Genomic DNA, 26418 nt, shown 5'->3' on the forward strand with positions numbered 1-26418 from the left:
GTAGGACGCCGCCGAACACCCATTCAACCGAAGGCCACCCCCACCAGGGGGTGGCCTTCGGCATACCCGGACCCGGGGACGACGGAGTCCCTGCCGGGACGGAGGACGCACGCTGGCGGCCCGTAGAATGTCGGCATGTCCACCATCTCCCGTGACGAGGTCGCGCGCGTCGCGTCGCTCGCCCGCATCGACCTGGCGGAGGCGGAGCTCGACCGCCTTGCCGGTGAGCTCGACGTGATCGTCGACGCCATCGCCCAGGTGAGTGCGGTCGCGACCCCCGACGTGCCGGCGACCAGCCATCCCCTCCCGCTCGTCAACGTGTTCCGTGACGACGTCCCCGTGCCGCCTCTTCCGATCCAGGACGTGCTCGCGGCTGCGCCGGCGGCCGAGGGCGGCCGGTTCATGGTTCCGCAGATCCTCGGGGAGGAGTGAGATGGCGGACGACCTGACGCGGCTCTCGGCCGCGGATCTTGCCGCGCGTCTTACGGCGGGCGAGGTGTCGAGCGTGGAGGCCACGCAGGCGCACCTCGACCGGATCGCTGCGGTGGACGACGCGGTCCACGCGTTCCTGCACGTGAGCTCCGAGGAGGCGCTGGCGGCGGCACGGGACGTCGACGACCGGCGCGCCCGGGGCGAGGACCTGCATCCGCTCGCGGGGGTCCCGATCGCCGTCAAGGACGTCGTCGTGACCAAGGGCATCCCGACGACCGCGGGCTCGCGGATCCTCGAGGGCTGGGTGCCGCCGTACGACGCGACGCTCGTCGAGCGGCTCAAGGCTGCGGGACTCCCGATCCTCGGTAAGACCAACATGGACGAGTTCGCCATGGGCTCGTCGACCGAGCACTCGGCGTTCGGGCAGACCCACAACCCGTGGGACCTCGACCGGATCCCCGGGGGGTCGGGCGGAGGGTCGGCGGCCGCCGTGGCGGCGTTCGAGGCGCCGCTCGCGATCGGCACCGACACGGGCGGCTCCATCCGGCAGCCGGGCGCGGTGACGGGTACGGTCGGCGCGAAGCCGACCTACGGCGGGGTGTCGCGCTACGGGCTGATCGCCATGGCCTCGTCGCTCGACCAGGCGGGTCCGGTGACGCGCTCGGTCCTGGACGCGGCGCTGCTGCACGAGCTCATCGGCGGGCACGACCCCCGCGACTCCACCTCGATCCCCGAACGCCTCGCGCCGCTCGCGGACGCCGCGCGGCAAGGCGCGCTCGGCGACCTGGCGGGCGTGCGTGTCGGCGTCGTGACGGAGCTGGGCGGCGAGGGCTATCAGGCGGGCGTCCGCGCCCGCTTCGAGGAGGGCCTCGATCTGCTGCGGGCGGCGGGCGCGGAGATCGTCGAGGTCTCCTGCCCCCACTTCGAGTACGCCTTGGGCGCCTACTACCTGATCATGCCGAGCGAGGCGTCGAGCAACCTGGCGAAGTTCGACGGCATGCGCTACGGGTTGCGGGTCGAGCCCGCGGAGGGTCCGGTCACGGCCGAGCGCGTGATGTCGGCGACGCGCGGCGCCGGATTCGGCGACGAGGTCAAGAGGCGCGTCATCCTGGGCACCTACGCGCTCTCCGCCGGCTACTACGACGCCTACTACGGCAGCGCGCAGAAGGTCCGGACCCTCATCCAGCGCGACTTCGCGTCGGCCTTCGCGAAGGCCGACGTCCTGGTGTCGCCCACGGCGCCCACGACCGCCTTCAAGCTGGGCGAGAAGCTCGACGACCCGCTCGCGATGTACCTGAACGACGTCGCCACCATCCCTGCCAACCTGGCGGGTGTCCCGGGCATCTCGGTCCCGTCGGGTCTGTCGGACGACGGGCTGCCCGTCGGTTTCCAGGTGCTGGCGCCGGCCAAGGCCGACGACCGCATGTACCGCGTGGGCGCCGCCCTGGAGGCGGCGCTCGAGAACGTCTGGGGCGGGCCGCTGCTCGCGCAGGCCCCCGAGCTGGAGGTGGCGCGATGACCGCGACGTACGAGTCCCTCGTCGACTACACGGACGCCGTCGGGCGGTACGACCCGGTGCTCGGCATCGAGGTCCACGTCGAGCTCGGCACGTTGACCAAGATGTTCTGCGCGGCCGAGGTGGAGTTCGGCGGCGAGCCGAACACGCAGACGACGCCGGTGTCGCTCGGCCTTCCGGGCGCGCTGCCGGTCGTCAACGGCAAGGCGGTCGAGTTCGCGATCCGTATCGGCCTCGCGCTCAACTGCGAGATCGCCGAGACCTGCCGGTTCGCGCGCAAGAACTACTTCTACCCGGACGTGCCGAAGAACTTCCAGACGTCGCAGTACGACGAGCCGATCGCCCACGACGGCTGGCTCGACGTCGAGCTCGACGACGGGACCGTGTTCCGCGTCGAGATCGAGCGCGCGCACATGGAGGAGGACGCGGGCAAGAACACGCACGTCGGCGGGGCCGCCGGACGCATCCACGGCGCGGAGTACTCGCTCGTCGACTACAACCGTGCCGGGATCCCGCTCGTCGAGATCGTGACGCGCCCCATCGAGGGGGCGGGCGACCGGGCCCCGGAGATCGCGCGCGCCTACGTCCAGACGCTCCGCGACATCTTCCGCGCGCTCGAGGTGTCGGAGGCCCGCATGGAGCGCGGGAACGTCCGCGCGGACGTCAACGTGTCGCTGCGCCCCACGCCCGCCAGCCCGCTCGGCACGCGCACCGAGACGAAGAACGTGAACTCGTTCCGCTCGGTCGAGCGCGCGGTGCGCTACGAGATCTCGCGCCAGGCCGGGGTGCTCGACGCCGGCGGCACGATCATCCAAGAGACGCGGCACTGGCACGAGGACACCGGCGAGACGACGTCGGGCCGCGTGAAGTCCGACGCCGAGGACTACCGCTACTTCCCGGAGCCCGACCTCGTGCCGGTCGCGCCGAGCCGCGACTGGGTCGAGGAGATCCGGGCGTCGCTGCCGGAGCTGCCCGCCGCGCGTCGTCGGCGGCTGCAGGGCGAGTGGGGCTACACGGACCTCGAGATGCGCGACGTCGTCAACGCCGGAGCCCTCGAGATCATCGAGGCGACCGTCGCCGCGGGCGCGAGCCCCGCGGGTGCCCGCAAGTGGTGGATGGCCGAGCTCGGCCGCCGCGCCAAGGAGCAGGAGCTCGAGCTCGAGCAGCTGCCCGTGACGCCCGCGCAGGTCGCCGAGCTCCAGGGCCTCGTCGACGCGGGGCGGATCAACGACAAACTGGCCCGCCAGGTGCTCGACGGCGTGCTCGCAGGCGAGGGCGACCCGGAGGCCGTGGTCGTGGCCCGCGGGCTCGAGGTCGTCTCGGACGACGGGCCGCTGCTCACCGCGATCGACGACGCGCTCGCCGCGCAGCCGGACATCGCCGAGAAGATCCGGGGCGGCAACCTCGGACCGGTCGGCGCGATCATCGGCGCGGTCATGAAGGCCACGCGGGGCCAGGCGGACGCGGGTCGCGTGCGTGAGCTCGTGCTCGAACGGCTCCGCTGAGGGGGAGGTCGCATGACTCGGGGGCCACTGCTCCACGGGGAGATGGTCAGGCTTCGCCCCGTGGAGCCGCGCGACGCCGACCGGCTGTGGGAGTCCGCGCAGGACGCGGAGGCGCGCCGCCTCATGGGCGCGTCGTCCGTGACGTCGCGTGAGGACCTCGAGGCGTGGGCCACGGAGGTGACGGACCGCCGCGGGCGGTACGACTGGGCCGTCACGCACGCTGCGGTCCGCGACGGCCAGCCCGTCAGCGACGACCTGATCGGGCAGATCGTGCTCGACGACGTCGACGAGCTCACGCGGTCCGCGAGCATCCGGCTCGCGCTGCTCCCGAACTACCGGGGCCGCGGCTACGGACGCGAGGCGGTGTTCGAGGTGCTGCGCTATGCGTTCGACGGCGTGACCGACGACGCCGGTCCTCACCTGCACCGCGTGGGCCTGGAGGTGCTCAGCATCAACCCGCGGGCCCGCGCGCTGTACGAGTCGCTGGGCTTCCGCGAGGAGGGTCGGCTGCGGGACGTGCGCCCGGACGGCGACGGGTGGTCGGACGCGATCGTCATGAGCATCCTCGAGGACGAGTTCCGCGCCTCGGTCTGACCGGTCCGGGCCGCGTTCCCGTAGCGGGGGACAGCCGGGGGCCACGTCCCTAGGCTGGCGAGCATGGCGGACATCGACATCAAGCCCCGCTCGCGGCAGGTCACGGACGGGATCGAGGCGACGGCCGCGCGGGGGATGCTCCGCGCGGTCGGCATGGGCGACGACGACTTCGCGAAACCACAGATCGGCGTCGCGTCGTCGTGGAACGAGATCACGCCCTGCAACCTGTCGCTCGACCGGCTCGCGCAGGGCGCCAAGGAGGGCGTGCACGCCGCGGGTGGCTACCCGCTCGAGTTCGGCACCATCTCGGTCTCGGACGGTATCTCGATGGGCCACGAGGGCATGCACTTCTCACTGGTCAGCCGCGACATCATCGCGGACTCGGTGGAGACCGTGATGATGGCGGAGCGCCTCGACGGGTCGGTCCTGCTCGCCGGCTGCGACAAGTCGCTGCCGGGCATGCTGATGGCTGCGGCGAGGCTCGACCTCGCCAGCGTGTTCCTGTACGCGGGAACGATCGCGCCCGGCTGGGTCAAGCTCGAGGACGGGAGCGAGCGCCAGGTCACGCTCATCGACGCCTTCGAGGCCGTGGGCGCGTGCGCCCGGGGCCTGCTCAGCGAGCGCGACCTCGACGCGATCGAGCGCGCGATCTGCCCCGGCGAAGGGGCGTGCGGCGGCATGTACACCGCCAACACCATGGCGTCCGTCGCCGAGGCCATGGGGATGTCGCTCCCGGGCTCGGCCGCGCCGCCGTCGGCGGACCGCCGGCGCGACCAGTTCGCGCACCGGTCCGGCGAGGCCGTCGTCGAGCTGCTGCGGCAGGGCATCACGGCCCGCGACATCATGACCAAGGACGCGTTCGAGAACGCGATCGCCGTGGTGATGGCGTTCGGAGGCTCGACCAACGCCGTGCTGCACCTGCTCGCGATCGCGCACGAGGCCGACGTCGACCTCACCCTGGCGGACTTCGACCGGATCGGCTCGCGCGTGCCTCACCTGTCGGACGTCAAGCCGTTCGGGCGGTACGTGATGAACGACGTCGACCGGATCGGCGGCGTCCCGGTCGTGATGAAGGCGCTCCTCGACGCCGGGCTGATCCACGGCGACGCGCTCACGGTCACCGGCCGGACCGTCGCCGAGAACCTCGAGGCGATCGACCCGCCCGACCCCGACGGCAAGGTGCTGCGCGCCCTGGACAACCCGATCCACCGCACCGGCGGCATCACGATCCTCGCGGGTTCGCTCGCCCCGGACGGCGCCGTCGTGAAGTCCGCCGGCTTCGACTCCGACGTGTTCGAGGGGACCGCGCGGGTGTTCGAGCGCGAGCGCGCGGCGCTCGACGCGTTGGAGGACGGCACCATCCAGGCGGGCGACGTCGTCGTGATCCGCTACGAGGGCCCCAAGGGCGGGCCCGGCATGCGCGAGATGCTCGCGATCACGGGCGCGATCAAGGGTGCCGGGCTCGGCAAGGACGTCCTGCTCGTCACCGACGGGCGGTTCTCGGGCGGGACGACGGGGCTGTGCGTCGGCCACATCGCGCCCGAGGCCGTCGACGGCGGGCCGGTCGCGTTCGTGCGCGACGGCGACCGGATCCGCCTCGACGTGGAGAGCAAGACGCTCGACCTGCTCGTGGACGAGGCGGAGCTCGCGGCCCGGCGCGAGGGCTGGGCGCCCGTGCCCCACGGCTACACCCGGGGCGTCCTGGCGAAGTACACCAAGCTCGTCCAGTCCGCGTCGCGGGGCGCGATCCTCGAGTAGCGGCGCCGCCCGTCGGAGGACGGAAGCGGGCGAGACCGCGCAGAAGCGGACGACCCGGTGGTGTTCGGCACGAAGTGCGCTACAGTGCGCGCACTGTCACAGCCGACACCCAGGGGGTCCGATGCCGTTCCCGGCAGGAACCGAGCTCGCGGTGCGCACGCACGGCCTGCGCAAGACGTACCGGACACGACGGGGACGCAGGCGCGTCGCCGTCGAGGGGCTCGACCTCGAGGTCCCGCGCGGCGGGGTGCACGGCTTCCTCGGGCCGAACGGCTCGGGGAAGACGACGTCCATCAGGATGCTGCTCGGGCTGTCGCGCGCCGATGCGGGGACCATGGAGATCTTCGGGGCGCCCGTGCCCCAGCGGCTTCCGGAGGTCGTGGCCCGCGTCGGGGCGATCGTCGAGCAGCCGAAGTTCTTCCCCGCGTTCACGGGGCACAAGAACCTCGCGCTCCTCGCGGCAGGGATCGGTGCCCCGTCGGACGCCGTGGACCGGGTGCTGCACGACGTCGGGCTGGGGGAGCGGGGCGGCGAGCGCTTCCGCTCGTACTCGCTCGGCATGAAGCAGCGGCTCGCGATCGCGGCGACGCTGCTCAAGGACCCCGAGCTCCTCATCTTCGACGAGCCCACGAACGGGCTCGACCCCGCGGGCATCCGCGAGATCCGCGACACGATGCGGTCGCTGGGCGCGCAGGGCAAGACCGTGCTCGTCTCGAGCCACATCCTCGGGGAGGTCCAGCAGGTCGCGGACACCGTCTCGATCATCGGGAACGGGCGTCTGCTCGCGAGCGGCCGCGTGGCGGACCTCGTGGGCGGAGGGGTCGCGCCGGTGCGGGTGGCCGTCGACGAGCCGGAGCGGGCGGCCGCCGTGCTGCGCGCGAGCGGCTGGGAGGTGCGCGCCGACGGCGAGCGCCTCGTCGTCGAGGGCGTCGAGGACCCAGCCGGGATCACGCGGGCGCTCGCCACCGAGCTGCTGTTCGTGCGGGAGCTGGTGCCGCTCGCCCCCGATCTCGAGCAGATCTTCCTCGAGCTGACGGCGGACGTGGACTCCGCCGGCGGCGAGGTCCGGGTCCAGGCGCCGCAGCACGCGCGCGTCGGCGCAGGGGAGGTGGCGTGATGCGGCTCGCACGCGTGGAGCTCGACCGTTTCCGGTCGCGGCGCCTGGTCCGGTGGGCCACGGTGCTCGCCGTCGGTGTGGGGCTCCTGTTCGGGGCGTCGTCGTGGTGGCAGGCGCGCCCGCCGAGCGCGGCGCAGGTCGCGCAGGCGCAGGAGTTCGTCCGCCAGCAGCAGGCCGACTGGGACGCGAACGGCGCCCAGCAGGTGAAGGACTGCCAGGACGACCAGGCGGCCAACCCGTCGAACTACCCCGCAGACTTCGACTGCGCGACGGGCCTGGAGCCGTCGCTCGAGGTGGATGACTTCCTGCCGTCCCGCGGGACGTTCGAGGTCGAGGGCGTGGGGGCGCTCGGCACCGACGCCTACCTGCTGCTCGGGCTGGCGCTGCTGCTCGGCGCGAGCTTCGTCTGCGCGGAGTCGGTCTCGGGGGCGCTGTCGACCTGGATGACGTTCGAGCCGCGCCGCACCCGCGTGTACGGCAGCAAGGTGTCCGCCGCCGCCCTCGGGGGTGCGGTCGTCGCCATCATCGGCTTCGGGGTGGCGCTCGCGGCGCAGTGGGGGGCGTTCGCCCTGCGGGACCGGGCGGGCGCGACGGGCCACGTGTGGACGCAGGTCACGGCAGAGGGCGGCCGCGTGGTCGTGCTCGCGGCGGCCGTCGCGGCAATCGGTGCGGCGCTCGGCTTCCTCCTGCGGCACACCACTGCCGTCCTCGGTCTGATCGTCGCGTACGCGGCGCTGGTCGACGCGGCCGTGGTCCGGGCCGCTCTCGGGCAGCCGCGCTGGACGCTCACCGTCTCGTCGGACGCGTGGATCACGGCGCACGGCACGTACACCGTCGAGAACTGCACGCCCTTCGAGGGCGGCATGAACTGCGAGTACGTCGAGCATGTGGTGTCGATGACCCACGGCGGGCTCGTCCTGGCGGGCGTGACCGTCGTCGTCGTCGCGGTCGGCTGGCTCGTGTTCCGTCGGCGCGACGTGGCCTGAGACCCGAGCGCCCGGACACGGCGGGTGCGGACGTCCAGCACGTGAGACGTCCGCACCCGCCGTGTGACATCGCAGGGCGATCGGCGTACGGTGAACTCCGTGCAGACGATCCTCCTCGTAGTACTTCCTGAGCGCGCCGGCTGAGGCCACCGCACAGGTCTCGTCAGCGCGCACCCCTCGAAGCACCCGTGGACCGGGTCGAGGGGTTTTTTCATGTCGACCCACGCCCGCACCCCGCGTCCGCCGCCCGCCGGCGGACGCACCAGCCGATCACCAGGAGACACGATGGTCCAGGGCCCCATCCCGGCACCGCCGCGCTCGACGACACCGTCGCCGGTGCGCCCCTCGGCTCGCCCCGCCACGGCGAAGCCCGCCCGTCCGGCCGGTCGCAAGGTACTCGGTGAGGCCGTCGGCGCGACCGACGGCCCGCGCGTCGGGCCCGTCGAGGTGACGGGCGCCGAGTCGATCGTGAAGTCGCTCGAGGCGGTCGGCGTCGACACGGTGTTCGGCATCCCGGGCGGCGCGATCCTGCCGCTCTACGACCCGCTCATGGACTCGCAGAAGCTCCGCCACATCCTCGTGCGGCACGAGCAGGGCGGCGGGCACGCGGCCTCGGGCTACGCCCACGCGTCCGGCAAGGTCGGTGTGTGCATGGCGACCTCCGGGCCGGGTGCGACGAACCTCGTGACGCCCATCGCGGACGCGAACATCGACTCGATCCCGCTGGTGGCGATCACCGGCCAGGTCGCTGCGTCGTCCATCGGCACGGACGCGTTCCAGGAGGCCGACATCGTCGGCATCACGCTGCCGGTCACCAAGCACAACTACCTCGTGACCGACCCGGCGGACATCCCGCGGACCATCGCCGAGGCGTTCCACATCGCGAGCACGGGGCGGCCGGGACCGGTGCTGGTCGACATCGCGAAGTCGGCGATGCAGGCGATCACCACGTTCTCGTGGCCGCAGGAGCTCGACCTGCCGGGCTACCACCCGGTGACCAAGCCCCACTCGAAGCAGATCCGCGAGGCAGCCAAGCTCCTCGCCACGGCGCGCAAGCCCGTCCTGTACGTGGGCGGCGGCGTCGTGCGGGCCGACGCGTCGGCCGAGCTGCGGCGGCTCGTCGACCTGTCGGGGGCGCCCGCCGTCACCACGCTCATGGCCCGCGGCGCGCTGCCCGACTCCCACCCGCAGAACCTCGGCATGCCCGGCATGCACGGCACGGTGCCCGCCGTGGCGGCGCTCCAGCAGGCCGACCTCGTCGTCGCGCTCGGCGCGCGGTTCGACGACCGCGTCACCGGGCGGCTCGACTCGTTCGCGCCGAACGCCGTGATCGTGCACGCGGACATCGACCCCGCCGAGATCGGCAAGAACCGCGCCGTCGACGTGCCGATCGTCGGAGACCTGCGCGAGGTGCTCGCCGACCTCCTGCCCGAGCTCGCGCGCGAGCAGGAGACGCACGGCAAGCCCGACGTCGAGGCGTGGTGGCAGCTCATCGACGGCTGGCGCGAGTCGTTCCCGCTCGGCTACACCGAGCCGGAGGACGGGCTCCTGGCCCCGCAGTACGTCATCGAGCGCCTCGGCGCGCTGTCCGGGCCCGAGTCCGTGTACGTCGGCGGAGTCGGCCAGCACCAGATGTGGGCCGCGCAGTTCATCCGCTACGAGCACCCCCGGACCTGGATCAACTCCGGCGGTCTCGGCACCATGGGGTACTCCGTGCCCGCGGCGATGGGCGCCAAGGTCGCCCGCCCCGACACGACCGTGTGGGCGATCGACGGCGACGGCTGCTTCCAGATGACGAACCAGGAGCTCGCGACCTGCGTCATCAACGAGATCCCCATCAAGGTCGCCGTCATCAACAACTCGTCGCTCGGCATGGTCCGGCAGTGGCAGACCCTCTTCTACAACGAGCGGTACTCCAACACGGACCTCCACACCGGCCACGGCACGCGCCGCGTGCCCGACTTCGTCAAGATGGCGGACGCGTACGGCTGCGTGGGCCTGCGGTGCGAGACCAGGGCCGACGTCGACGCCACGATCAAGCGCGCACTCGAGATCGACGACCAGCCCGTCGTCGTGGACTTCACCGTGTCGCGCGACGCCATGGTCTGGCCCATGGTCCCCGCGGGCATCTCCAACGACGACATCCAGTACGCGCGCGGCATCTCGCCGTCGTGGGACCGCGACGAAGACTGACGGAGGCTGAGGAGAACCCCATGAGCAGGCACACCCTGTCGGTGCTCGTCGAGAACAAGCCCGGCGTGCTCACGCGCGTCGCCGGACTCTTCGCCCGCCGAGCGTTCAACATCCACTCGCTGGCCGTCGGGCCGACCGAGCACGACGACATCTCCCGCGTCACCGTCGTCGTCGACGTCGAGGACCACCCGCTGGAGCAGGTCACGAAGCAGCTCAACAAGCTCGTCAACGTCATCAAGATCGTCGAGCTCGAGCCGGTCGTCTCCGTGCAGCGCGAGCTGCTGCTCGTCAAGGTCCGCGCCGACGCCGGCACGCGCACCGCCGTCCTCGAGGTCGTCCAGCTGTTCCGGGCCAAGATCGTCGACGTCCACCCCGAGGCCGTCGTCGTCGAGGCCACCGGCACCTCCGACAAGCTCGAGGCGCTGCTCACCGCGCTCGAGCCCTACGGCATCCGTGAGATCGTGCAGTCCGGTGCCGTGGCCATCGGACGAGGCCCGCGCTCCATCACCGACCGCGCGCTCGAGCGCGTGGCCCGCACCGCCTGACCCACCCCTTCCGAAGACCCACCGAAGAATCCCAGCAAGGAGAACCACCGTGGCTGAGCTGTTCTACGACGACGACGCCGACCTGTCCATCATCCAGAGCAAGAAGGTCGCCGTCATCGGTTACGGCAGCCAGGGGCACGCGCACGCGCTGAACCTCCGCGACTCGGGTGTCGACGTCACCATCGGTCTGCGCGAGGGCTCCGCCTCGCGTGAGAAGGCCGAGAACGAGGGCCTCAAGGTCCTCACCGTCGCCGAGGCCGTCAAGCAGGCCGACGTCGTCATGATCCTCGCGCCCGACCAGGCCCAGCGCGGCCTGTACGCCGACGAGATCGAGCCCAACCTCAAGTCGGACGCCGCGCTCTTCTTCGCGCACGGCTTCAACATCCGGTTCGGCTACATCAAGCCCGGCGCCGGCCACGACGTCGCCATGGTCGCCCCCAAGGGCCCCGGCCACCTCGTGCGCCGCGAGTACGTCGACGGCCGCGGCGTCCCCGTGATCGTCGCCGTCGAGCAGGACGCGTCCGGCTCGGCGTGGGAGCTCGCGCTCTCGTACGCCAAGGCCATCGGTGGCCTCCGTGCCGCCGGCATCAAGACGACCTTCACGGAGGAGACCGAGTCGGACCTCTTCGGCGAGCAGGCCGTCCTCTGCGGTGGCGCCTCGCAGCTCGTCCAGTACGGGTTCGAGACCCTCACCGAGGCCGGCTACCAGCCCGAGGTCGCGTACTTCGAGGTCCTCCACGAGCTCAAGCTCATCGTCGACCTCATGATCGAGGGCGGCATCGCCAAGCAGCGGTGGTCCGTCTCCGACACCGCCGAGTACGGCGACTACGTCTCCGGCCCGCGCGTCATCGACCCGCACGTCAAGGAGAACATGAAGGCCGTTCTCGCCGACATCCAGTCCGGCGCGTTCGCCGAGCGCTTCATCGCCGACCAGGACGCCGGCGCCCCCGAGTTCAAGGAGCTCCGCGCCAAGGGCGAGGCGCACCCCATCGAGGAGACCGGGCGCGAGCTGCGCAAGATGTTCGCGTGGGTCAAGCCGTCCGACTCGGACTACGTCGAGGGCTCTGCCGCGCGCTGACCCTCGCTCGCGTCGCCCGGTGACGGGTGACGTCCGGACGGCCGAGCCGGACCCCTGTGCGCGATCTTCCATCCGCGCCCTCGTTCCTCGGGGCGCTCCCGCCAGACCCGCCACGATCGCGCACAGGGGTCCGGCTCTGCCGTCCTCTTCTGTCTTCTCGCCTTCGGGCGTTGCTCCCGACGACGGCGCCGGGCCCCGGCCCTCGTCGTCGTCCGTGTCGGTCGTCCGGTTTCTCGGAGGTGGCTGGTGGACTCGTGGACCGAACCTCGGTGGAGCTCCTCGGCTCTGCTGGTGGTTGACGTGCAGGTGGACTTCGTCGAGGGCGGGGCCATGGCGGTCGGCGGGACGCGAGCCGTGGTGCCCGCGCTCGCGCGGCTGGTGGCCGCGTACCGGGCGGCCGGACTGCCCGTCGTGCACGTCGTGCGGCTGTACGAGGGGGACGACGTCGACCTGGTACGCCGTGGCGCGATCGTCGCGGGGGCGCCCGTGGTGCGGCCCGGGACCGGAGGATCGCAGCTCCTTCCTGAGCTCCTGCCCGACGGCGCGGGGGAGCTGGACGCGGCCCTGCTGCTGAGCGGGAGGCCGCAGGAGCTCGGGCCGCACGAGGTCGCGCTGTGGAAGCCCCGGTGGTCGGCGTTCCACCGGACGTCGCTCGAGGACCTGCTGCGCGGCTGGGACGTCGACACGCTCGTCGCCGCCGGCTGCAACTTCCCCCACTGCCCCCGGGCCACCGTCGTCGACGCGTCCCAGCGCGACCTGCGGGTCGTCGTCGTGCGCGACGCCACCTCCCAGGTCACGGAGGAGGGGCTCCGTCAGGTGGGGTCGCTCGGTGTCGCCGTCGTGGAGACCGACGACGTGGTCGCAGCCGTGGGACGACAGACGCGGGACGCACCGCACGACGAGGTGCAGGCCGAGGCCGTGCTCGCGTACTGGGAGCGCGTGCGCCACCTCGCCCGGGTGGGGCAGCTCGACGTCGTCACAGGCAGGGGAGTGGCGTCGGCCGTGCCGCCGCCCGCCTGGTCGTTCGGGGACAGTCCCCGCCTCGCCGACGAGCTGCTCGCGCTCGTGCTCGCCGGCCGGAAGACGGCCACCACCGCGTCGCTCCTCGAGTACGAGGACGACGGCGAGCCGCTCCCGCGCCCGGGCGAGCTCTCCATCCTTCTCGACGGTCGGGGGCGGCCGCGCGCGCTGGTCCGCACGGCGTCGGTCGAGGTCGTGCCCTTCGCCGACGTGACCGCCGGGTTCGCGGCGGCCGAGGGCGAGGGAGACCGGTCGCTCGCGTCGTGGCGCGAGGAGCACGCGCGCTACTTCCGGCGCGTGCTCGGGGACGACCGATTCGACGAGCGCATGCCCGTCGTCTGCGAGCGGTTCGAGCTTCTCCACCCCACCTGGTCGCTCGAGCGGACCCTCACGACGCCGTGAGCGTGGGCGCTTCCGCCCGGCCGGGCCAGACTGTGAGACGACCGTCCGGCATGCGTCGCGAGGCACGTACCCTGGCGGGCATGACGCGCACCACCGACTCGATCCGCCTGGCCGTCGTGGCCGGGGACGGGATCGGCACCGAGGTCGTCGAGCAGGGCCTGCAGGTCCTCGACGCCGCACTCGCCGGCACCGACGTGACCGTGCAGACCACCGAGTTCGACCTCGGCGCCCGCCGCTGGCACGCCACGGGCGAGACGCTGAGCGACGCCGACCTCGCGAGCATCCGCGAGCACGACGCGATCCTCCTCGGCGCCATCGGCGACCCGAGCGTGCCGTCCGGCGTCCTCGAGCGGGGCCTCCTGCTCAAGCTGCGCTTCAGCCTCGACCACTACGTCAACCTGCGGCCGTCGAAGCTCTACCAGGGCGTCCGCTCGCCCCTCGCCGACCCCGGCGAGATCGACTTCGTCGTCGTCCGCGAGGGCACCGAGGGCCCGTACACCGGGAACGGCGGCGCCCTGCGTGTCGGCACGCCGCACGAGGTCGCCACCGAGGTCTCGGTCAACACCGCGTTCGGCATCGAGCGCGTCGTGCGCAACGCCTTCGAGCGCGCCCAGGCGCGCCCCCGCAAGCAGCTGACCCTCGTCCACAAGCACAACGTGCTGGTCCACGCCGGGCACCTGTGGCGCCGGACGGTCGAGGCCGTCAACGCCGAGTTCCCCGACGTGACGACGGACTACCTGCACGTCGACGCGGCCACGATCTTCCTCACGACCAAGCCGTCGCGCTTCGACGTGATCGTCACCGACAACCTGTTCGGCGACATCATCACGGACCAGGCCGCCGCGATCATCGGCGGCATCGGCCTCGCGGCGTCCGCGAACATCAACCCGGACCGCGACGCCGACGGGAACTTCGTCGCGCCGTCCATGTTCGAGCCCGTGCACGGCTCGGCGCCGGACATCGCGGGCCAGGGCAAGGCGGACCCGACGGCCACCGTCGCGTCGGTTGCGCTGCTCCTCGACCACCTCGGGTTCGCCGAGCAGTCGCGCGCGGTCGAGGCGGCCGTGGCGGCCGACCTCGCCGAGCGCGGTGACCGAGTACGGTCGACGGCCGAGGTGGGCGGCGACCTCGCCGCACGCGTCGCCGGCTGACTCGCCGCCTCGCGGGGCCCCTGCCCCTCGGCCGTCTTCACCGGTAGATTCGTCACAGCCAGTGAAAGGCCCACTCATGAGCACCCCGACCTCCCTCAGCGCGTTCGACATCCGTCGCACGGACAGCCCCACCCCCGACGCCGACCGTGAGGCCGCGCTCGCCGCGCCGAAGTTCGGCACGGTCTTCAGCGACCACATGGCGCGGGTGAGCTGGACAGCGGCCGACGGCTGGCACGACCGCCGCGTGGAGAAGTACGGCCCCCTCCAGCTCGACCCGGCGACCGCCGTCCTGCACTACGCGCAGGAGATCTTCGAGGGCCTCAAGGCGTACCAGCACGCGGACGGCTCGGTCTGGACGTTCCGGCCCGAGGCCAACGCGGAGCGGTTCCGGCGCTCAGCGCACCGGCTCGCGCTGCCGCAGCTGACCACCGAGGACTTCGTCGGCTCGATCGAGGCGCTCGTGCGCACCGACGTCGACTGGATCCCGACCGGCGAGGAGACGAGCCTCTACCTGCGGCCGTTCATGTACGCGTCCGAGGCGTTCCTCGGGGTGCGTCCCTCGCTCGAGGTCGAGTACCTCGTCATCGCGAGCCCCGTGGGCCCGTACTTCGCGGGCGGCGTGAAGCCCGTGTCGATCTGGGTCGCCCAGGACTACCACCGCGCCGGCGCGGGTGGGACTGGCGCCGCGAAGTGCGGCGGCAACTACGCCGCGAGCCTGCTCCCGCAGCAGGAGGCGTACGAGAGGGGTTGCGAGCAGGTCTGCTTCCTCGACGCGACGACGAACACGGCCGTCGAGGAGCTCGGCGGCATGAACGTGTTCGTCGTGCGTGCCGACGGGACCGTCGAGACGCCCGAGCTCACGGGGTCCATCCTCGAGGGCGTGACCCGGTCGTCGATCCTGCGGCTGCTCGGCGACCGCGGGCACGCCGTCGTGGAGAAGCGCATCCTGCTCGCCGAGCTCCTCGCCGGCCTCGCCGACGGCTCGGTCTCCGAGGTCTTCGCGTGCGGCACCGCCGCCGTCATCACGCCGATCGGCCGGCTCGCGGGCGAGGGCTTCGACGTGACGATCCGCGACGGCGTGGCTGGCGAGGTGACCAGCGCCGTCCGCGACGAGCTCACCGACATCCAGTACGGCCGCGCCGACGACAGGTACGGCTGGCTGCGCCGGCTGGTCTGATCCGCGGTCCTCAGGCGCCGCGCGGGGGGTAGCTCGGCGGGGTGGGCGGGCCCGACGGCCCAGCAGCGGGCGGCGTCTGCGGCGCGCGGGGCGCTGGGCGGATGGTCCGCGTCGCCACGCCCGCGAGCAGGGACCACGTGGCGATGCCGATCACGAGGTTCACCACGGCCGCGAGGACAGCCCGGTCGAGGTGGCTCGTCCACGCGAACGGCAGCACCGTGATCAGGGCGGTCGCGAGGACCATGAGCCACCCGAAGAAGCGCTTCGGGCGCGGCGTCGAGACGACGAGCAGCGCGAGCACCGCCGCCGCGAGGATCGCGAAGATCGCGCCGTCGATCGCGAAGGCCGCGGCGTGGGAGCCGGTCCCGAACAGGTCGGGCGGCGGCACCATGTCCTGGTCGAAGATCCCCTCGATCACCACGACGCCGACGAGGCCGATCAGCGCGGCCACCAGGGCGGTCGCGAGGGCGCCCGCCACGTAGCGGCCGCCGTCGAGGGTCAGCTTCGGGTCGTAGGGCGCCTGCGGGGTGCCGGGCATGAAGTCGGACGCCGGGTCGCCGGACGGCTGGCCGGGCGACCCCTGCGGCGAGGGGGAGGGCGGGTACGGCTGAGACACGTCGCGCTCCTTCGGTGGGCGGTGCCGGTTCCGTCCATCGTGCCCCGGTCCGCCGGGACCGGCACGCCACGACGCGCCGGAGCGTGCGTCCGTCTGCTGGGACGAGCGTGACACCACGTCCTCGCTGTGGCAGCATCGCCTTCGTGACCCACCTGGCCGCGGAGCTCATTCTCACCTAGCGCGTTCGACACACACGTCGAACGCGCAGACCTCCCGCACCCCGGGGGGTTTTTTTGTTGCCGGGCCCACCACCGCCCGACGACGACGAACGAGCTCCAGGCCCCGACCCCGGGCCAGGCCGCAGCGGCACCGCCGCTCGGACGACCGCGGTGGACCACGCTCGCCGGCGCCCCGCTCCGCACGGAGCGGGGCCCGGCGACGAAACCTGACCGCACGCCTGCCGCTGTCCCGCCTCGACAGCGCGGGACCGCAGGAAGAGAGCCACCGATGACCTTCCACGTCTACGACACGACCCTGCGCGACGGCGCGCAGCAGGAGGGGATGAACCTCTCCGTCGCGGACAAGCTCGCGATCGCACCCCTGCTCGACGAGCTGGGCGTCGGATTCATCGAGGGCGGCTGGCCGGGCGCGGTTCCCAAGGACACCGAGTTCTTCCGGCGGGCCGCCAAGCAGCTCGAGCTCAAGAATGCGGTGCTGGCGGCGTTCGGGGCGACCCGCAAGGCGGGGACCCGCGCCGTGGACGACCCGCAGGTGCGGGCGCTCGTCGACTCCGAGGCGCCCGTCGTGACGCTCGTCGCGAAGGCCGACATCCGGCACGCGGAACGGGCGCTCCGCACGACGGGCGACGAGAACCTCGCGATGATCGCGGACACGGTCGCCTTCCTCGTGCGCGAGGGGCGCCGCGTCGTCCTCGACGCCGAGCACTTCTTCGACGGCTACCGGTTCGACGCCGCCTACTCGACGGCCGCTGTCCTCGCGGCGCTCGAGGCGGGTGCCGAGGTCGTCACCCTGTGCGACACCAACGGCGGCATGGTGCCCACGTGGGTCACGGAGATCGTCGAGGCCACCCGCGCCGCCGTCGGGCCCGACCCGATCCTCGGCATGCACGCCCACAACGACTCGGGCTGCGCCGTGGCGAACACGCTCGCCGCGGTCGACGCGTCGGTCGCGCACGTGCAGGGCACCGTCAACGGCTACGGCGAGCGCACCGGCAACGCGGACCTGCTCACCATCCTCGCGAACCTCGAGCTCAAGGACGGGCGCCGGCTCCTCGCCGGGGAGGGGCTGCGCGACGCGACCCGCATCTCGCACGCGATCGCCGAGATCACCAACATCACGCCCTTCGCGCGGCAGCCCTACGTCGGCGTCAGCGCGTTCGCGCACAAGGCGGGCATCCACGCCTCCGCGATCAAGGTCGACCCGGACCTCTACCAGCACATCGACCCGACGCTCGTCGGCAACGACATGCGCATGCTCGTCTCGGACATGGCCGGCCGCGCGTCGATCGAGCTCAAGGGCCGCGAGCTCGGGTTCGACCTGGCCGGGCAGGGCGACGTCCTGTCGAGGGTCACCAACCGCGTCAAGGACGCCGAGGCGAACGGGTACACCTTCGACGCGGCGGACGCGTCGTTCGAGCTCCTGCTCCGCGAGGAGATGGACGGCGAGCGCCCGCGCTACTTCCAGGTCGAGTCCTGGCGCACGATCGTCGAGCGCAACGGCGGCCGCGGGACGCCCGCGACCGCCGAGGCCACCGTGAAGCTCCACGCGGGCGGTGAGCGCATCGTGGCGACGGGCGAGGGGAACGGGCCCGTCAACGCGCTCGACCAGGCCCTGCGGCAGGCGCTCCTGAAGGTCTACCCGGAGCTCGCCGCGTTCGAGCTCATCGACTTCAAGGTGCGCATCCTCGACCAGGAGCACGGGACCGACGCGATCACCCGTGTGCTCATCGAGACGACCGACGGCCAGACCTCGTGGTCCACCGTGGGGGTCGGGCCGAACATCATCGAGGCCGCGTGGGAGGCCCTGACCGACTCGTCGATCTACGGGCTGGTCCACGCGGGCGTCGAGCCGCGCTGACGGGCGTCACGGCTCGCGGGTGACCTCCAGCTGCACCCGGGTGCCCGCGAGCCGGGCCACCATGTCGTCGAGGAGCGCGGCGGAGCGCTCGCCGAACCCGTCGCGTGCGGTGCCGTGGACGGCCAGGTGGATGCGGACCGGGTACGACGTGCCCGCCGCCTCCGGCACGACGCCGCGCACCTTGTCCGTCGTCACGGAGGTCAGCGTCGCCTGCACGAGCGCACGGAGCTCGCTGCGGGTCGAGTCGTCGTCCGAGCCCGCCTCCGTGTGGAGGTCCACGCGCAGCAGCCCGGCGCCGTCGTCCCAGACGGGCGCGGCGCCGCCGCGCGGGTAGCTGACCACGGCCAGCGGCGCGACGCCCTGCAGCCGCCCGACCAGGTCCTCGGCCTCGTGACGGGTGTAGGGCCCGTAGTCGTCGTCGCAGACCGCGACCTCGAGGCGCACCGACGCTCCCGTGGCGCCCTGGGGCATCGAGTGCCCGAACTCGCCCTCGCGCACGCCCCGCACGACGCCGAGCACCAGGGTGCCGAGGGCTTCCGCGGTCTCCCGGTCGTCGTCGGGCACGGCCACCAGCGAGCTGCGCAGCACGACCTCGTTGGTGGAGGCGCGCCAGGTCTCCGTGACGTCGTCGGGCACGGGGGGCAGCTCGGTGGGCGCGGCCTCGCGGCGGGCGAACGGGTTCTTCATGCGGACCAGGGTGGCACACGCCACGCCCGCCCCTGGAATCGGCGGCCCACCTCGGAGGTTGTGGCCTGAGGACGTGCAGTACGGGACGCCCGGTACGGACGACCGGTGGAGACGACGACGAACGGAGCGTGACGTGCGCGGCGAGTACAAGGTGCCCGGGGGCAAGCTGGTGGCGGTCGACGTCGAGACGCGCGAGGGCGCGGGGGGTCCGCAGGACACGGTCATCGCGTCCGCGGCCGTGAGCGGCGACTTCTTCCTCGAGCCGGACGACGCGCTGGAGCTCATCGACGCGGCGCTCGTCGGGCGTCCCACGGACGCGAGCGTCGCCGACCTCGCTCGGGCCGTCCAGGCCGCGCTCGACACCGCGCCCTACGACGTGGCGCTCGTCGGGTTCGACGCCGAGTCCGTGGCCATCGCGGTCCGCCGCGCCCTCGGCCACGCCACGGGCTGGCAGGACCACGTGTTCGAGGTCGTCCACGAGGAGGCCCAGACGCCCGCGATGCACATGGCGCTCGACCAGGCGCTCGCCGAGTCGGTCGGCCGCGGCGACCGCGGCCCGACGCTGCGGATCTGGGAGTGGGAGCGGCCCGCCGTCGTCATCGGCTCGTTCCAGTCGCTGCGCAACGAGGTCGATGCCGAGGGCGCCGAGAAGCACGGGGTGACCGTCGTGCGGCGCGTGTCGGGCGGCGGGGCGATGTTCATCGAGCCCGGCAACACGATCACGTACTCGCTCACCGTGCCCGCCTCGCTCGTCGAGGGGCTGAGCTTCGAGCGGTCGTACGCGTTCCTCGACGACTGGGTGCTCGGCGCGCTCGCCGACGTCGGCGTGGAGGCGACCTACCAGCCCCTCAACGACATCGCGTCCGCCAAGGGCAAGATCGGCGGCGCCGCGCAGAAGCGCATGGCCGACGGCACCGTGCTGCACCACGTGACCATGTCCTACGACATCGACGCCGACAAGATGGTCGAGGTGCTGCGGATCGGGCGCGAGAAGCTGTCCGACAAGGGCACCAAGAGCGCGAACAAGCGCGTCGACCCGGTGCGCTCGCAGACGGGGCTGCCGCGCGAGGACGTCATCGAGGCGTTCAAGAAGCACTTCGAGGGCCGGTATCGCACCGTCCCGGGCGCCGTCACGGCCGCCGAGCGGGAGCGTGCCGAGGAGCTCGTCGCCACGAAGTTCGGCACGCCGGAGTGGACCGCGCGCGTGCCGTGACCGCGGTCAGGCCCGCTCGCCGAAGACCGCGGTGCCGACCCGGACGACCGTCGCGCCCTCGGTGACGGCGAGCTCGAGGTCGCCGCTCATCCCCATGGACAGCTCGCGGGCCGCGGACGTCCCCGACGCCTGCCCGCGCACGTCGTCGCGCAGGTCGCGGAGCAGCGCGAAGCCGCGCCGCACGGTCGTGTCGTCGCTGGTCCGCGCGCCGATGGTCATGAACCCGACGAGGTGGATCCGCGGGAGCGAGGCGACCTCGAGCGCCAGGCCGGTGGCGGCGTCGGGCGCCGCGCCCGACTTCGACGCCTCGCCCGACACGTTGACCTGGACCATCACCTCGAGATCCGCCCCGACCGTCTCGGCGCGCCGGGACAGCCGCTGCGCGAGGGCGAGCGAGTCCACCGTCTCGACGCACGCCGCCAGCCCGACGACGGCGTTCACCTTGTTCGCCTGCAGGTGCCCGATCAGGTGGGTGCGCAGGCGGCCCGCGGCGACGTCGTCGTGCAGCGCGGGCGCCTTGGCGACGAGCTCCTGCACCCGGTTCTCCCCGACGAGGTCGACGCCGGCCGCCACCGCCGCGCGCACCGCTGCCAGCGGCTGCGTCTTGGTCGCCACGAGGAGCCGCACCGACGCGGGGTCGCGGCCCGTGTCGGACGCGGCGCGGGCGATGCGGTCGCGGACCCGCTCGACGTTCGCCCGGATGCGAGAGACGAGGACGGCGTCGGGCAGGTCGTCGGGCATGGCCCGAGTGTAGGTCCCGGGGGACAATAGGACCGTGAAGACGATCCTCAACGTGATCTGGCTCGTGCTGAGCGGGTTCTGGCTCGCGCTCGGGTACATAGCGGCGGGAATCATCTGCTGCATCCTCATCATCACGATCCCGTTCGGCATCGCGTCGTTCCGGATCGCCGGGTACGCGCTGTGGCCGTTCGGCCGGACGATCGTCGACAAGCCCGGTGCGGGCGCCGGGTCGGTGATCGGCAACGTCATCTGGATCGTCTTCGCCGGCCTGTGGCTGGCGATCGGGCACATCGTCAGCGGCATCGCCCTGTGCATCACGATCATCGGGATCCCGTTCGGGATCGCGAACTTCAAGATGGTGCCGATCTCGCTCGTCCCGCTCGGCAAGGACATCGTCCGCACCGACGACCTGCGCCGGACCTACCAGGCGGGCCCCGCGTACCCCTACCCGCCGCAGGGCTGAGGTCGGTCAGTCGCGCGCGACAGCCGCCGTCGTCGCGCCCGTGAGGCGGACGAGGTCGTCCGGGGCCACACCGACGTCGAAGCCCCGCCGCCCGCCGGACACGTAGACCGTGTCGAACGCGAGCGCCGACTCGTCCAGCACGGTCGCGAGCCGCTGCTTCTGCCCGAGCGGCGAGATCCCGCCGACCACGTAACCCGTGGCCCGCTCGGCTGCGCCCTGCTCGGCGAGCGAGGCCTTCTTGCCGCCTGCCGCCCTCGCGAGGGCCTTGAGGTCGAGCTTGCGGTCGACCGGCACGATCCCGACCACGAGGCGCCCGTCGACGTCGCTCACCAGCGTCTTGAAGACCCGCGCGGGCTCCACGCCGATCGCCGCCGCGGCCTCCAGGCCGTAGCCGAGGTCGCTCGACGGGTCGTGCTCGTACGGGTGCTGGGTGAACGGGACGCCCGCGTTCTCGAGCGCGACGACTGCCGGGGTACCGCCATGGCTCGCGCTCCTGGACTTCTTCGCCATACGCCCATCGTGCCAGGGCACCGGTGGTCGCGCTGCAGGTCAGAGGCGTCCGGCGCGGACGACCTCCAGCACGACCTCGCCGGCCTCGTCGCTCGCCGCCAGGTCGACGACGGCGTCCAGCACCCAGTCGTGATCGCCGTCCGGGTCGTCGAGTGTCTGGCGGACGAACCAGGTGCCCGGCGCGAGGTCCTCGCCCGACGGCGTCTCGCCCGACTCGACGAGCGTCACCAGGCTCGTGGCGCGGGCGCGCGCGTCGATGCCGATCGCGTCGTCCCCGTACTCCTCGAACATGGGGTCCAGCGCGTCGTGCCAGGCGCTCGCGGTCCAGCCGGACGCGCCGTCGAGCGCGCCCAGCGCGTCCCAGTCCTCACGGGAGGCGAGCTCGACCCGGCGGAACAGCGCGTTGCGGACCAGCACCCGCAACGCCCGGGGCGTCGCGGTCAGCGGGCGCGCGGGCGCGGCGTCGCCCGTCCCGGCCAGAGGACGGTCACCGGTTGCCTCTGCGGAGTCGTCGGCGGCGTCGTCCTGAACCGGGTTCGCCAGGCGCTCCCACTCGTCGAGCAGGCTCGAGTCGACGCCGCGGACGAGCTCCCCGAGCCACTCGGTGATCTCCAGGACCTCCTCGGTGCGGTGCTCCTCGGGGACGGTGCGGCGGATCGCCCGGTACGCGTCGGCGAGGTAGCGCAGGACGACGCCCTCGGTCCGGTCGAGCTGGTACGTGGAGACGAGCTCGGTGAAGGTCATCGCGCGCTCGAGCATGTCGCGCACGACCGACTTGGGCGACAGCCGCGCGTCGGACACCCACGGGTTGGCCCGGCGGTACGTCTCGAAGGCCGGCTCGAGCAGGTCCTCGAGGGGCTTGGGCCAGGTCACGTCCTCGAGCGCGGCCATGCGCTCGTCGTAGTCGTAGCCCTCCGCCTTCATCGCGGCGACGGCCTCGCCGCGCGCCTTGAACTGCTGGGCCACGAGCACCTGGCGGGGGTCGTCGAGGGTGGCCTCGATGACGGACACGACGTCGAGCGGGTACTCCGGGGCTTCCGGGTTCAGCAGGTCCATGGCCGCGAGCGCGAACGGCGAGAGCGGCTGGTCGAGCGCGAAGTCGCGCGGCACGTCGACCGTGAGCCGGACGCTCGGCCGCCAGCCGCGGGGGTCGCTCGCGTCGGTCACGCGTACCCGCTCGACGATGCCGGCGATCCGCAGCGACCGGTAGATCCGGAAGACCTGCCGCACGTGCTCGGCGCGCTGCGCGTCGGTGTCGTGGTTGGCGAGGAGGAGGTGCCGCATGGCCTCGACCGGTTCCGACCCGTGCTCCGAGCGGGCGAGGACGTTGAGCACCATCCCGTGCGACACCTTGAAGTGGCTGGTCAGGGGCTCGGGGTCGGCGTCGCGCAGGCGCTCGAACGTCTTGTCGGTCCAGTTGACGGAGCCCTCGGGCGCCTTCTTGCGGACGATCTTCTTGAGCTTCTTCGGGTCGTCGCCGGCCTTCTCGAGGGACTTGCGGTTCTCGATCACGTGGTCGGGCGCCATGACGATGACGTCGCCCACGGTGTCGTAGCCGGCGCGTCCCGCGCGCCCGGCGATCTGGTGGAACTCGCGCGCGCTGAGGTGCCGCATGCGTTCGCCGTCGAACTTCACCAGGCTGGTCAGGAGCACCGTGCGGATCGGCACGTTGATGCCCACGCCGAGAGTGTCGGTGCCGCACACGACCTTGAGCAGGCCTCGCTGGGTCAGCCGCTCGACGACGCGGCGATACTTCGGCAGCATCCCCGCGTGGTGCACGCCCACGCCGTGCCGCAGGAGCCGCGACAGCGTGCGGCCGAACCCGCTGGTGAACCGGAAGTCGCCGAGCTCGTCGACGATCGCGGCCTTCTCCTCGCGCGTCGCGAGGTTCATCGAGAGCAGGGCCTGCGCCCGCTCGACGGCGGAGGCCTGGGTGAAGTGCACCACGTAGACGGGGGCGCGTCGCGTGTGGACGAGCTCGTCGACGACCTCGATGAGGGGCTCGACCACGTACGCGTACGTGAGCGGCACGGGCCGCTCGACGCTCGTCACGACGGCGACGTCGCGGCCGCTGCGGCGCTCGAGCTCGTCCGTGAACCGCGACGTGTCGCCGAGCGTCGCCGACATGAGGACGAACTGCGTGTGCGGCAGCTCGAGCAGCGGGACCTGCCACGCCCAGCCGCGCTGCGGGTCGGCGTAGTAGTGGAACTCGTCCATGACGACCTGCGCGACGGCGGGGTCGTCCGGGTCGCCCGCGCCGTCGCGCAGGGCGATGTTCGCGAGGATCTCGGCCGTGCAGCAGATGATCGGGGCACCGGGGTTGACGGCGGTGTCTCCCGTCATCATGCCGACGTTCGCGGACCCGAACGCGGCGACGAGCGCGAAGAACTTCTCGCTCACCAGCGCCTTGAGCGGGGCCGTGTAGTAGGTGCGGCCGCTCGCGACGCCGGCGTGCCGGTCCGCGAGGGCGAAGAACTGCGCGCCCAGCGCCACCAGCGACTTCCCGGAGCCGGTCGGCGTCGCCAGGATGACGTGCGACTCCGAGGCGAGCTCGATCAGCGCCTCGCTCTGGTGGTCGTACAGGTTCAGGCCCTGGTCCGACGCCCACGTCGCGAACGCGTCGTAGAGCGCGTCGGCGTCGGGAGCCCGGCCGGCCGGGGCGACGTCGGGCAGGAGGTCCGCGAGCGTGGTCACCGGACCATCCTCCCAGGCGCTCGCGCGCCCCGGGCCATGCCCCGGCATCGGGCCGGATGGTGGGTATGGAAACGGCGGGCTACCTGTGCCGGGGCATCTCGCTGGCGAACCCTCCAGGCACGAATCAGGCGAACCTGCCTCGGCGTCTCCGTCGGGTCGCGAACCTCATGGCCGAGATGGAAATCCGGTCGGAGGACGAGGCCGACCGACCGCTGGCTCGGTCAGAGATGGGCTGGGGTGCCGTCGAGGAGGTTCTCGCAGACGTCGAGCACGCGCGAGCGAAGCGCGGCTGACCGCTCGGCGCACTCCTGCTGCCGACGGACGTACTCGGCCCGTCCGTCGGGGGTCTCGATCGCGACGGGGGCGAGCCCGTAAGGCGACACGTCGTAGGGGCTGGCCTGCATGTCGAGGACGCGGACGTCGCGGGCGAGCTCGAAGGTGTCGAGCAGGAGCTCGCCGGGCACGGCGGGCCCGAGCTTCAAGGCCCACTTGTACAGGTCCATGTTCGCGTGGAGGCATCCGGGCTGCTCGAGGGCGGGCTGCGTCTCGCGGGTCGGGTGCTCGGAGTTGAGGCCTGAGGCCTCGGGCGTGAAGAAGCGGTAGGCGTCGAAGTGCGTGCACCGGATCCGGTGACCCTCGACGACGGCGTCCGTGCCGTCCCCGCCGAGGCGCAGGGGGAGCGCGTGTCGGCGCGCGCGACCCGCCGCGTGGTCGCGGTAGACCATGGCCCACTCGTGCAGCCCGAGGCAGCCGAACCGCGCGGGACGTGACGCGGTCGCGGCCAGCAGCTCGCGCACGTAGCGGACGGTGTCGCCGCGGTCGGTGAGGTACGCGCCCGTGTCGAGGGTGACGCCGTCGGGCTCGGTGCGGTACCAGCGCCAGTCGGCGCGCTCCGAGAACGACGCGCGGACCGCCGGGTCGGCGTCCACGGCAGGGGTCGCGAGGACGACGCCCGCGCCGGGGTGCCACCGGCGCAGCTGGGCGGGACGCGTGGGGTAGTAGGTGAAGAGGAAGTCCTCGATCGCGTGCGTGGTGCCGGCGGCGCGGCGCTCGCGCCAGCCCGCTGTCAGGGCGTCGGCGCGGTCGGCGTGCGCGACCTCCAGCGCGGCCCAGCGCGCGCTCGGCAGGGCGCGGGCCGAGGTCGCGGTGGCAGCGGAGGGGGACACGGACCCAGGATAGGCGCTTCTCGCGGTCGGACCTAAGGTCGGGCATGGGTTCGAAGTGACCGAGAACACGCCTGCACCCGCTCCGCTTGGCTTGAACTTTACTATTGTCGATGGAAAAATAGAGAAACCGCCCATGGCTGATTCCCCGGCGGCGTCCACGTCCAGGATGTCCACCCGCGACCTCCCGAAGACCCCCGCTTCCAGCCCAGCAGGCGCTCAGCGCCGCGGCGAAGGATCGCATGTGGACGAAGACCCGGCGCACGAGAGGAGTGGCATGACGACGACCCGCACGCGCGGCGACCGTGCCGCACGAGTGCTCGGCGCCGTGGCGATCGGGCTCGCCGCGATCGCCGCCGTCGCGGGAGTGCTGGTGCCACGCGTGGGGATCCTCCTGGGCCTGGCCGCGCTCGTGTGCGCCGGCGTGGGCTGGGCGCGCACGGACCGCGCCGACCGCACCGGGCGCCGCCTCGCGATCTGGGGCGTCGTGCTCGCGGTCGTCGCAGGCCTCGTGGTCGTCGCGTCGCAGTCGGCGTCGACGAGCTCGATCGGCTCCCCGAGTCCCACCTCGACCGTCGACGACGTGGACGGCAAGGCCACCGACGAGGTCCTGACCGAGGGCCTCGCGATCGACGTCGGGACCAGCAGCGAGGCGGGCTCCGGGGTGGAGTTCTCCGGCGTGCCCGTCGGGGTGACGAACGTGTCCGCCTCCGGGACGGCGTTCCGGATCGGGCTGGAGGCGCGGGGCCGACGCGGGTGCCGGGGGGGGCCGGGCCCCGGGGGCCGGGGCGGCCAACGCCCCCGCCCCGGCCCCCCCCCG

General features: G+C 72.6%; 23 protein-coding genes. 17 read left to right on the forward strand and 6 right to left on the reverse strand.

Annotated elements, in window-relative coordinates; genetic code table 11:
• The first annotated feature begins 135 nt into the window (after positions 1-135).
• From gatC to ACLQ14_RS19210, 13 genes are all read left to right on the forward strand, one after another.
• Positions 136-432 carry an Asp-tRNA(Asn)/Glu-tRNA(Gln) amidotransferase subunit GatC gene (gene gatC / locus ACLQ14_RS19150; protein WP_425816001.1) on the forward strand — a complete coding sequence of 99 codons (297 nt, stop codon included), beginning with the start codon at positions 136-138 and terminating at the stop codon, positions 430-432.
• Position 433: 1 nt separating this feature from the next.
• Complete coding sequence (gene gatA / locus ACLQ14_RS19155; RefSeq protein ID WP_425816003.1) at positions 434-1951, forward strand: Asp-tRNA(Asn)/Glu-tRNA(Gln) amidotransferase subunit GatA; 1518 nt, start codon at positions 434-436, stop codon at positions 1949-1951.
• Positions 1948-3453: an Asp-tRNA(Asn)/Glu-tRNA(Gln) amidotransferase subunit GatB gene (gene gatB / locus ACLQ14_RS19160; protein ID WP_425816005.1), complete on the forward strand. Its 1506-nt coding sequence runs from the start codon at positions 1948-1950 to the stop codon at positions 3451-3453. The genes gatA and gatB overlap by 4 nt, the downstream gene beginning before the upstream one ends.
• Before the next feature lie 12 nt (positions 3454-3465).
• Positions 3466-4047, forward strand: coding sequence for a GNAT family N-acetyltransferase (locus ACLQ14_RS19165; RefSeq protein WP_425816007.1), 582 nt, complete (start codon positions 3466-3468; stop codon positions 4045-4047).
• Between the two features lie 63 nt (positions 4048-4110).
• Complete coding sequence (ilvD, locus tag ACLQ14_RS19170; RefSeq protein WP_425816009.1) at positions 4111-5805, forward strand: dihydroxy-acid dehydratase; 1695 nt, start codon at positions 4111-4113, stop codon at positions 5803-5805.
• 121 nt (positions 5806-5926) lie between these two features.
• Complete coding sequence (locus ACLQ14_RS19175) at positions 5927-6922, forward strand: ATP-binding cassette domain-containing protein (protein WP_425816011.1); 996 nt, start codon at positions 5927-5929, stop codon at positions 6920-6922.
• Positions 6922-7908, forward strand: a complete 987-nt coding sequence (locus ACLQ14_RS19180) for an ABC transporter permease subunit (RefSeq protein ID WP_425816013.1) — start codon at positions 6922-6924, stop codon at positions 7906-7908. Before ACLQ14_RS19175 ends, ACLQ14_RS19180 begins: the two co-directional genes overlap by 1 nt.
• Before the next feature lie 285 nt (positions 7909-8193).
• Positions 8194-10101, forward strand: coding sequence for an acetolactate synthase large subunit (locus ACLQ14_RS19185; RefSeq protein WP_425816015.1), 1908 nt, complete (start codon positions 8194-8196; stop codon positions 10099-10101).
• Positions 10102-10121: 20 nt separating this feature from the next.
• The gene (ilvN, locus tag ACLQ14_RS19190) at positions 10122-10646 is read left to right on the forward strand and encodes an acetolactate synthase small subunit (RefSeq protein ID WP_425816017.1); all 525 of its coding nucleotides are present in this window, start codon (positions 10122-10124) and stop codon (positions 10644-10646) included.
• Positions 10647-10674: 28 nt separating this feature from the next.
• Positions 10675-11724 (forward strand): ketol-acid reductoisomerase, encoded by a 1050-nt coding sequence (ilvC, locus tag ACLQ14_RS19195; RefSeq protein WP_425816045.1) that lies wholly within the window; start codon positions 10675-10677, stop codon positions 11722-11724.
• 291 nt (positions 11725-12015) lie between these two features.
• Positions 12016-13146 (forward strand): isochorismatase family protein, encoded by a 1131-nt coding sequence (locus tag ACLQ14_RS19200; RefSeq protein ID WP_425816019.1) that lies wholly within the window; start codon positions 12016-12018, stop codon positions 13144-13146.
• A gap of 80 nt (positions 13147-13226) precedes the next feature.
• Entirely contained in the window at positions 13227-14297 is a 1071-nt protein-coding gene (locus ACLQ14_RS19205) for a 3-isopropylmalate dehydrogenase (protein WP_425816021.1), read from the forward strand.
• A 76-nt stretch (positions 14298-14373) separates the two neighbouring features.
• Entirely contained in the window at positions 14374-15474 is a 1101-nt protein-coding gene (locus ACLQ14_RS19210; protein ID WP_425816023.1) for a branched-chain amino acid aminotransferase, read from the forward strand.
• A 10-nt stretch (positions 15475-15484) separates the two neighbouring features.
• Here the strand turns inward: ACLQ14_RS19210 and ACLQ14_RS19215 are convergent, their stop codons facing one another.
• Complete coding sequence (locus ACLQ14_RS19215; protein ID WP_425816025.1) at positions 15485-16090, reverse strand: DUF6069 family protein; 606 nt, start codon at positions 16088-16090, stop codon at positions 15485-15487.
• Positions 16091-16537: 447 nt separating this feature from the next.
• Here ACLQ14_RS19215 and cimA point away from each other — a divergent pair, with 447 nt between their 5' ends.
• Positions 16538-18127, forward strand: a complete 1590-nt coding sequence (cimA, locus tag ACLQ14_RS19220; RefSeq protein ID WP_425816027.1) for a citramalate synthase — start codon at positions 16538-16540, stop codon at positions 18125-18127.
• 6 nt (positions 18128-18133) lie between these two features.
• Here the strand turns inward: cimA and ACLQ14_RS19225 are convergent, their stop codons facing one another.
• Positions 18134-18814 (reverse strand): hypothetical protein, encoded by a 681-nt coding sequence (locus tag ACLQ14_RS19225; protein ID WP_425816029.1) that lies wholly within the window; start codon positions 18812-18814, stop codon positions 18134-18136.
• A gap of 133 nt (positions 18815-18947) precedes the next feature.
• Between ACLQ14_RS19225 and ACLQ14_RS19230 the strand changes: the two genes are divergently transcribed.
• On the forward strand, positions 18948-20027 hold the full coding sequence (locus ACLQ14_RS19230) for a lipoate--protein ligase family protein (protein WP_425816031.1): 1080 nt from the start codon (positions 18948-18950) through the stop codon (positions 20025-20027).
• A gap of 6 nt (positions 20028-20033) precedes the next feature.
• Here ACLQ14_RS19230 and ACLQ14_RS19235 read toward each other — a convergent pair whose 3' ends face one another.
• Complete coding sequence (locus tag ACLQ14_RS19235) at positions 20034-20768, reverse strand: YggS family pyridoxal phosphate-dependent enzyme (RefSeq protein WP_425816033.1); 735 nt, start codon at positions 20766-20768, stop codon at positions 20034-20036.
• A 34-nt stretch (positions 20769-20802) separates the two neighbouring features.
• Here ACLQ14_RS19235 and ACLQ14_RS19240 point away from each other — a divergent pair, with 34 nt between their 5' ends.
• Positions 20803-21231: a YccF domain-containing protein gene (locus tag ACLQ14_RS19240; RefSeq protein WP_425816035.1), complete on the forward strand. Its 429-nt coding sequence runs from the start codon at positions 20803-20805 to the stop codon at positions 21229-21231.
• Positions 21232-21237: 6 nt separating this feature from the next.
• Here ACLQ14_RS19240 and ybaK read toward each other — a convergent pair whose 3' ends face one another.
• The 3 genes from ybaK to ACLQ14_RS19255 form a co-directional block, all read right to left on the reverse strand.
• Positions 21238-21741 (reverse strand): Cys-tRNA(Pro) deacylase, encoded by a 504-nt coding sequence (gene ybaK / locus ACLQ14_RS19245; protein ID WP_425816037.1) that lies wholly within the window; start codon positions 21739-21741, stop codon positions 21238-21240.
• A gap of 39 nt (positions 21742-21780) precedes the next feature.
• Positions 21781-24483: a DEAD/DEAH box helicase gene (locus tag ACLQ14_RS19250; protein ID WP_425816039.1), complete on the reverse strand. Its 2703-nt coding sequence runs from the start codon at positions 24481-24483 to the stop codon at positions 21781-21783.
• A 173-nt stretch (positions 24484-24656) separates the two neighbouring features.
• The gene (locus ACLQ14_RS19255) at positions 24657-25601 is read right to left on the reverse strand and encodes a 3-methyladenine DNA glycosylase (RefSeq protein ID WP_425816041.1); all 945 of its coding nucleotides are present in this window, start codon (positions 25599-25601) and stop codon (positions 24657-24659) included.
• A gap of 274 nt (positions 25602-25875) precedes the next feature.
• Here ACLQ14_RS19255 and ACLQ14_RS19260 point away from each other — a divergent pair.
• Positions 25876-26418: hypothetical protein (locus tag ACLQ14_RS19260; protein ID WP_425816043.1), on the forward strand; the 543-nt coding region annotated here is incomplete at its 3' end.

It is taken from the genome of Luteimicrobium sp. DT211 (assembly GCF_049844995.1).
Lineage (GTDB): Bacteria > Actinomycetota > Actinomycetes > Actinomycetales > Cellulomonadaceae > Luteimicrobium.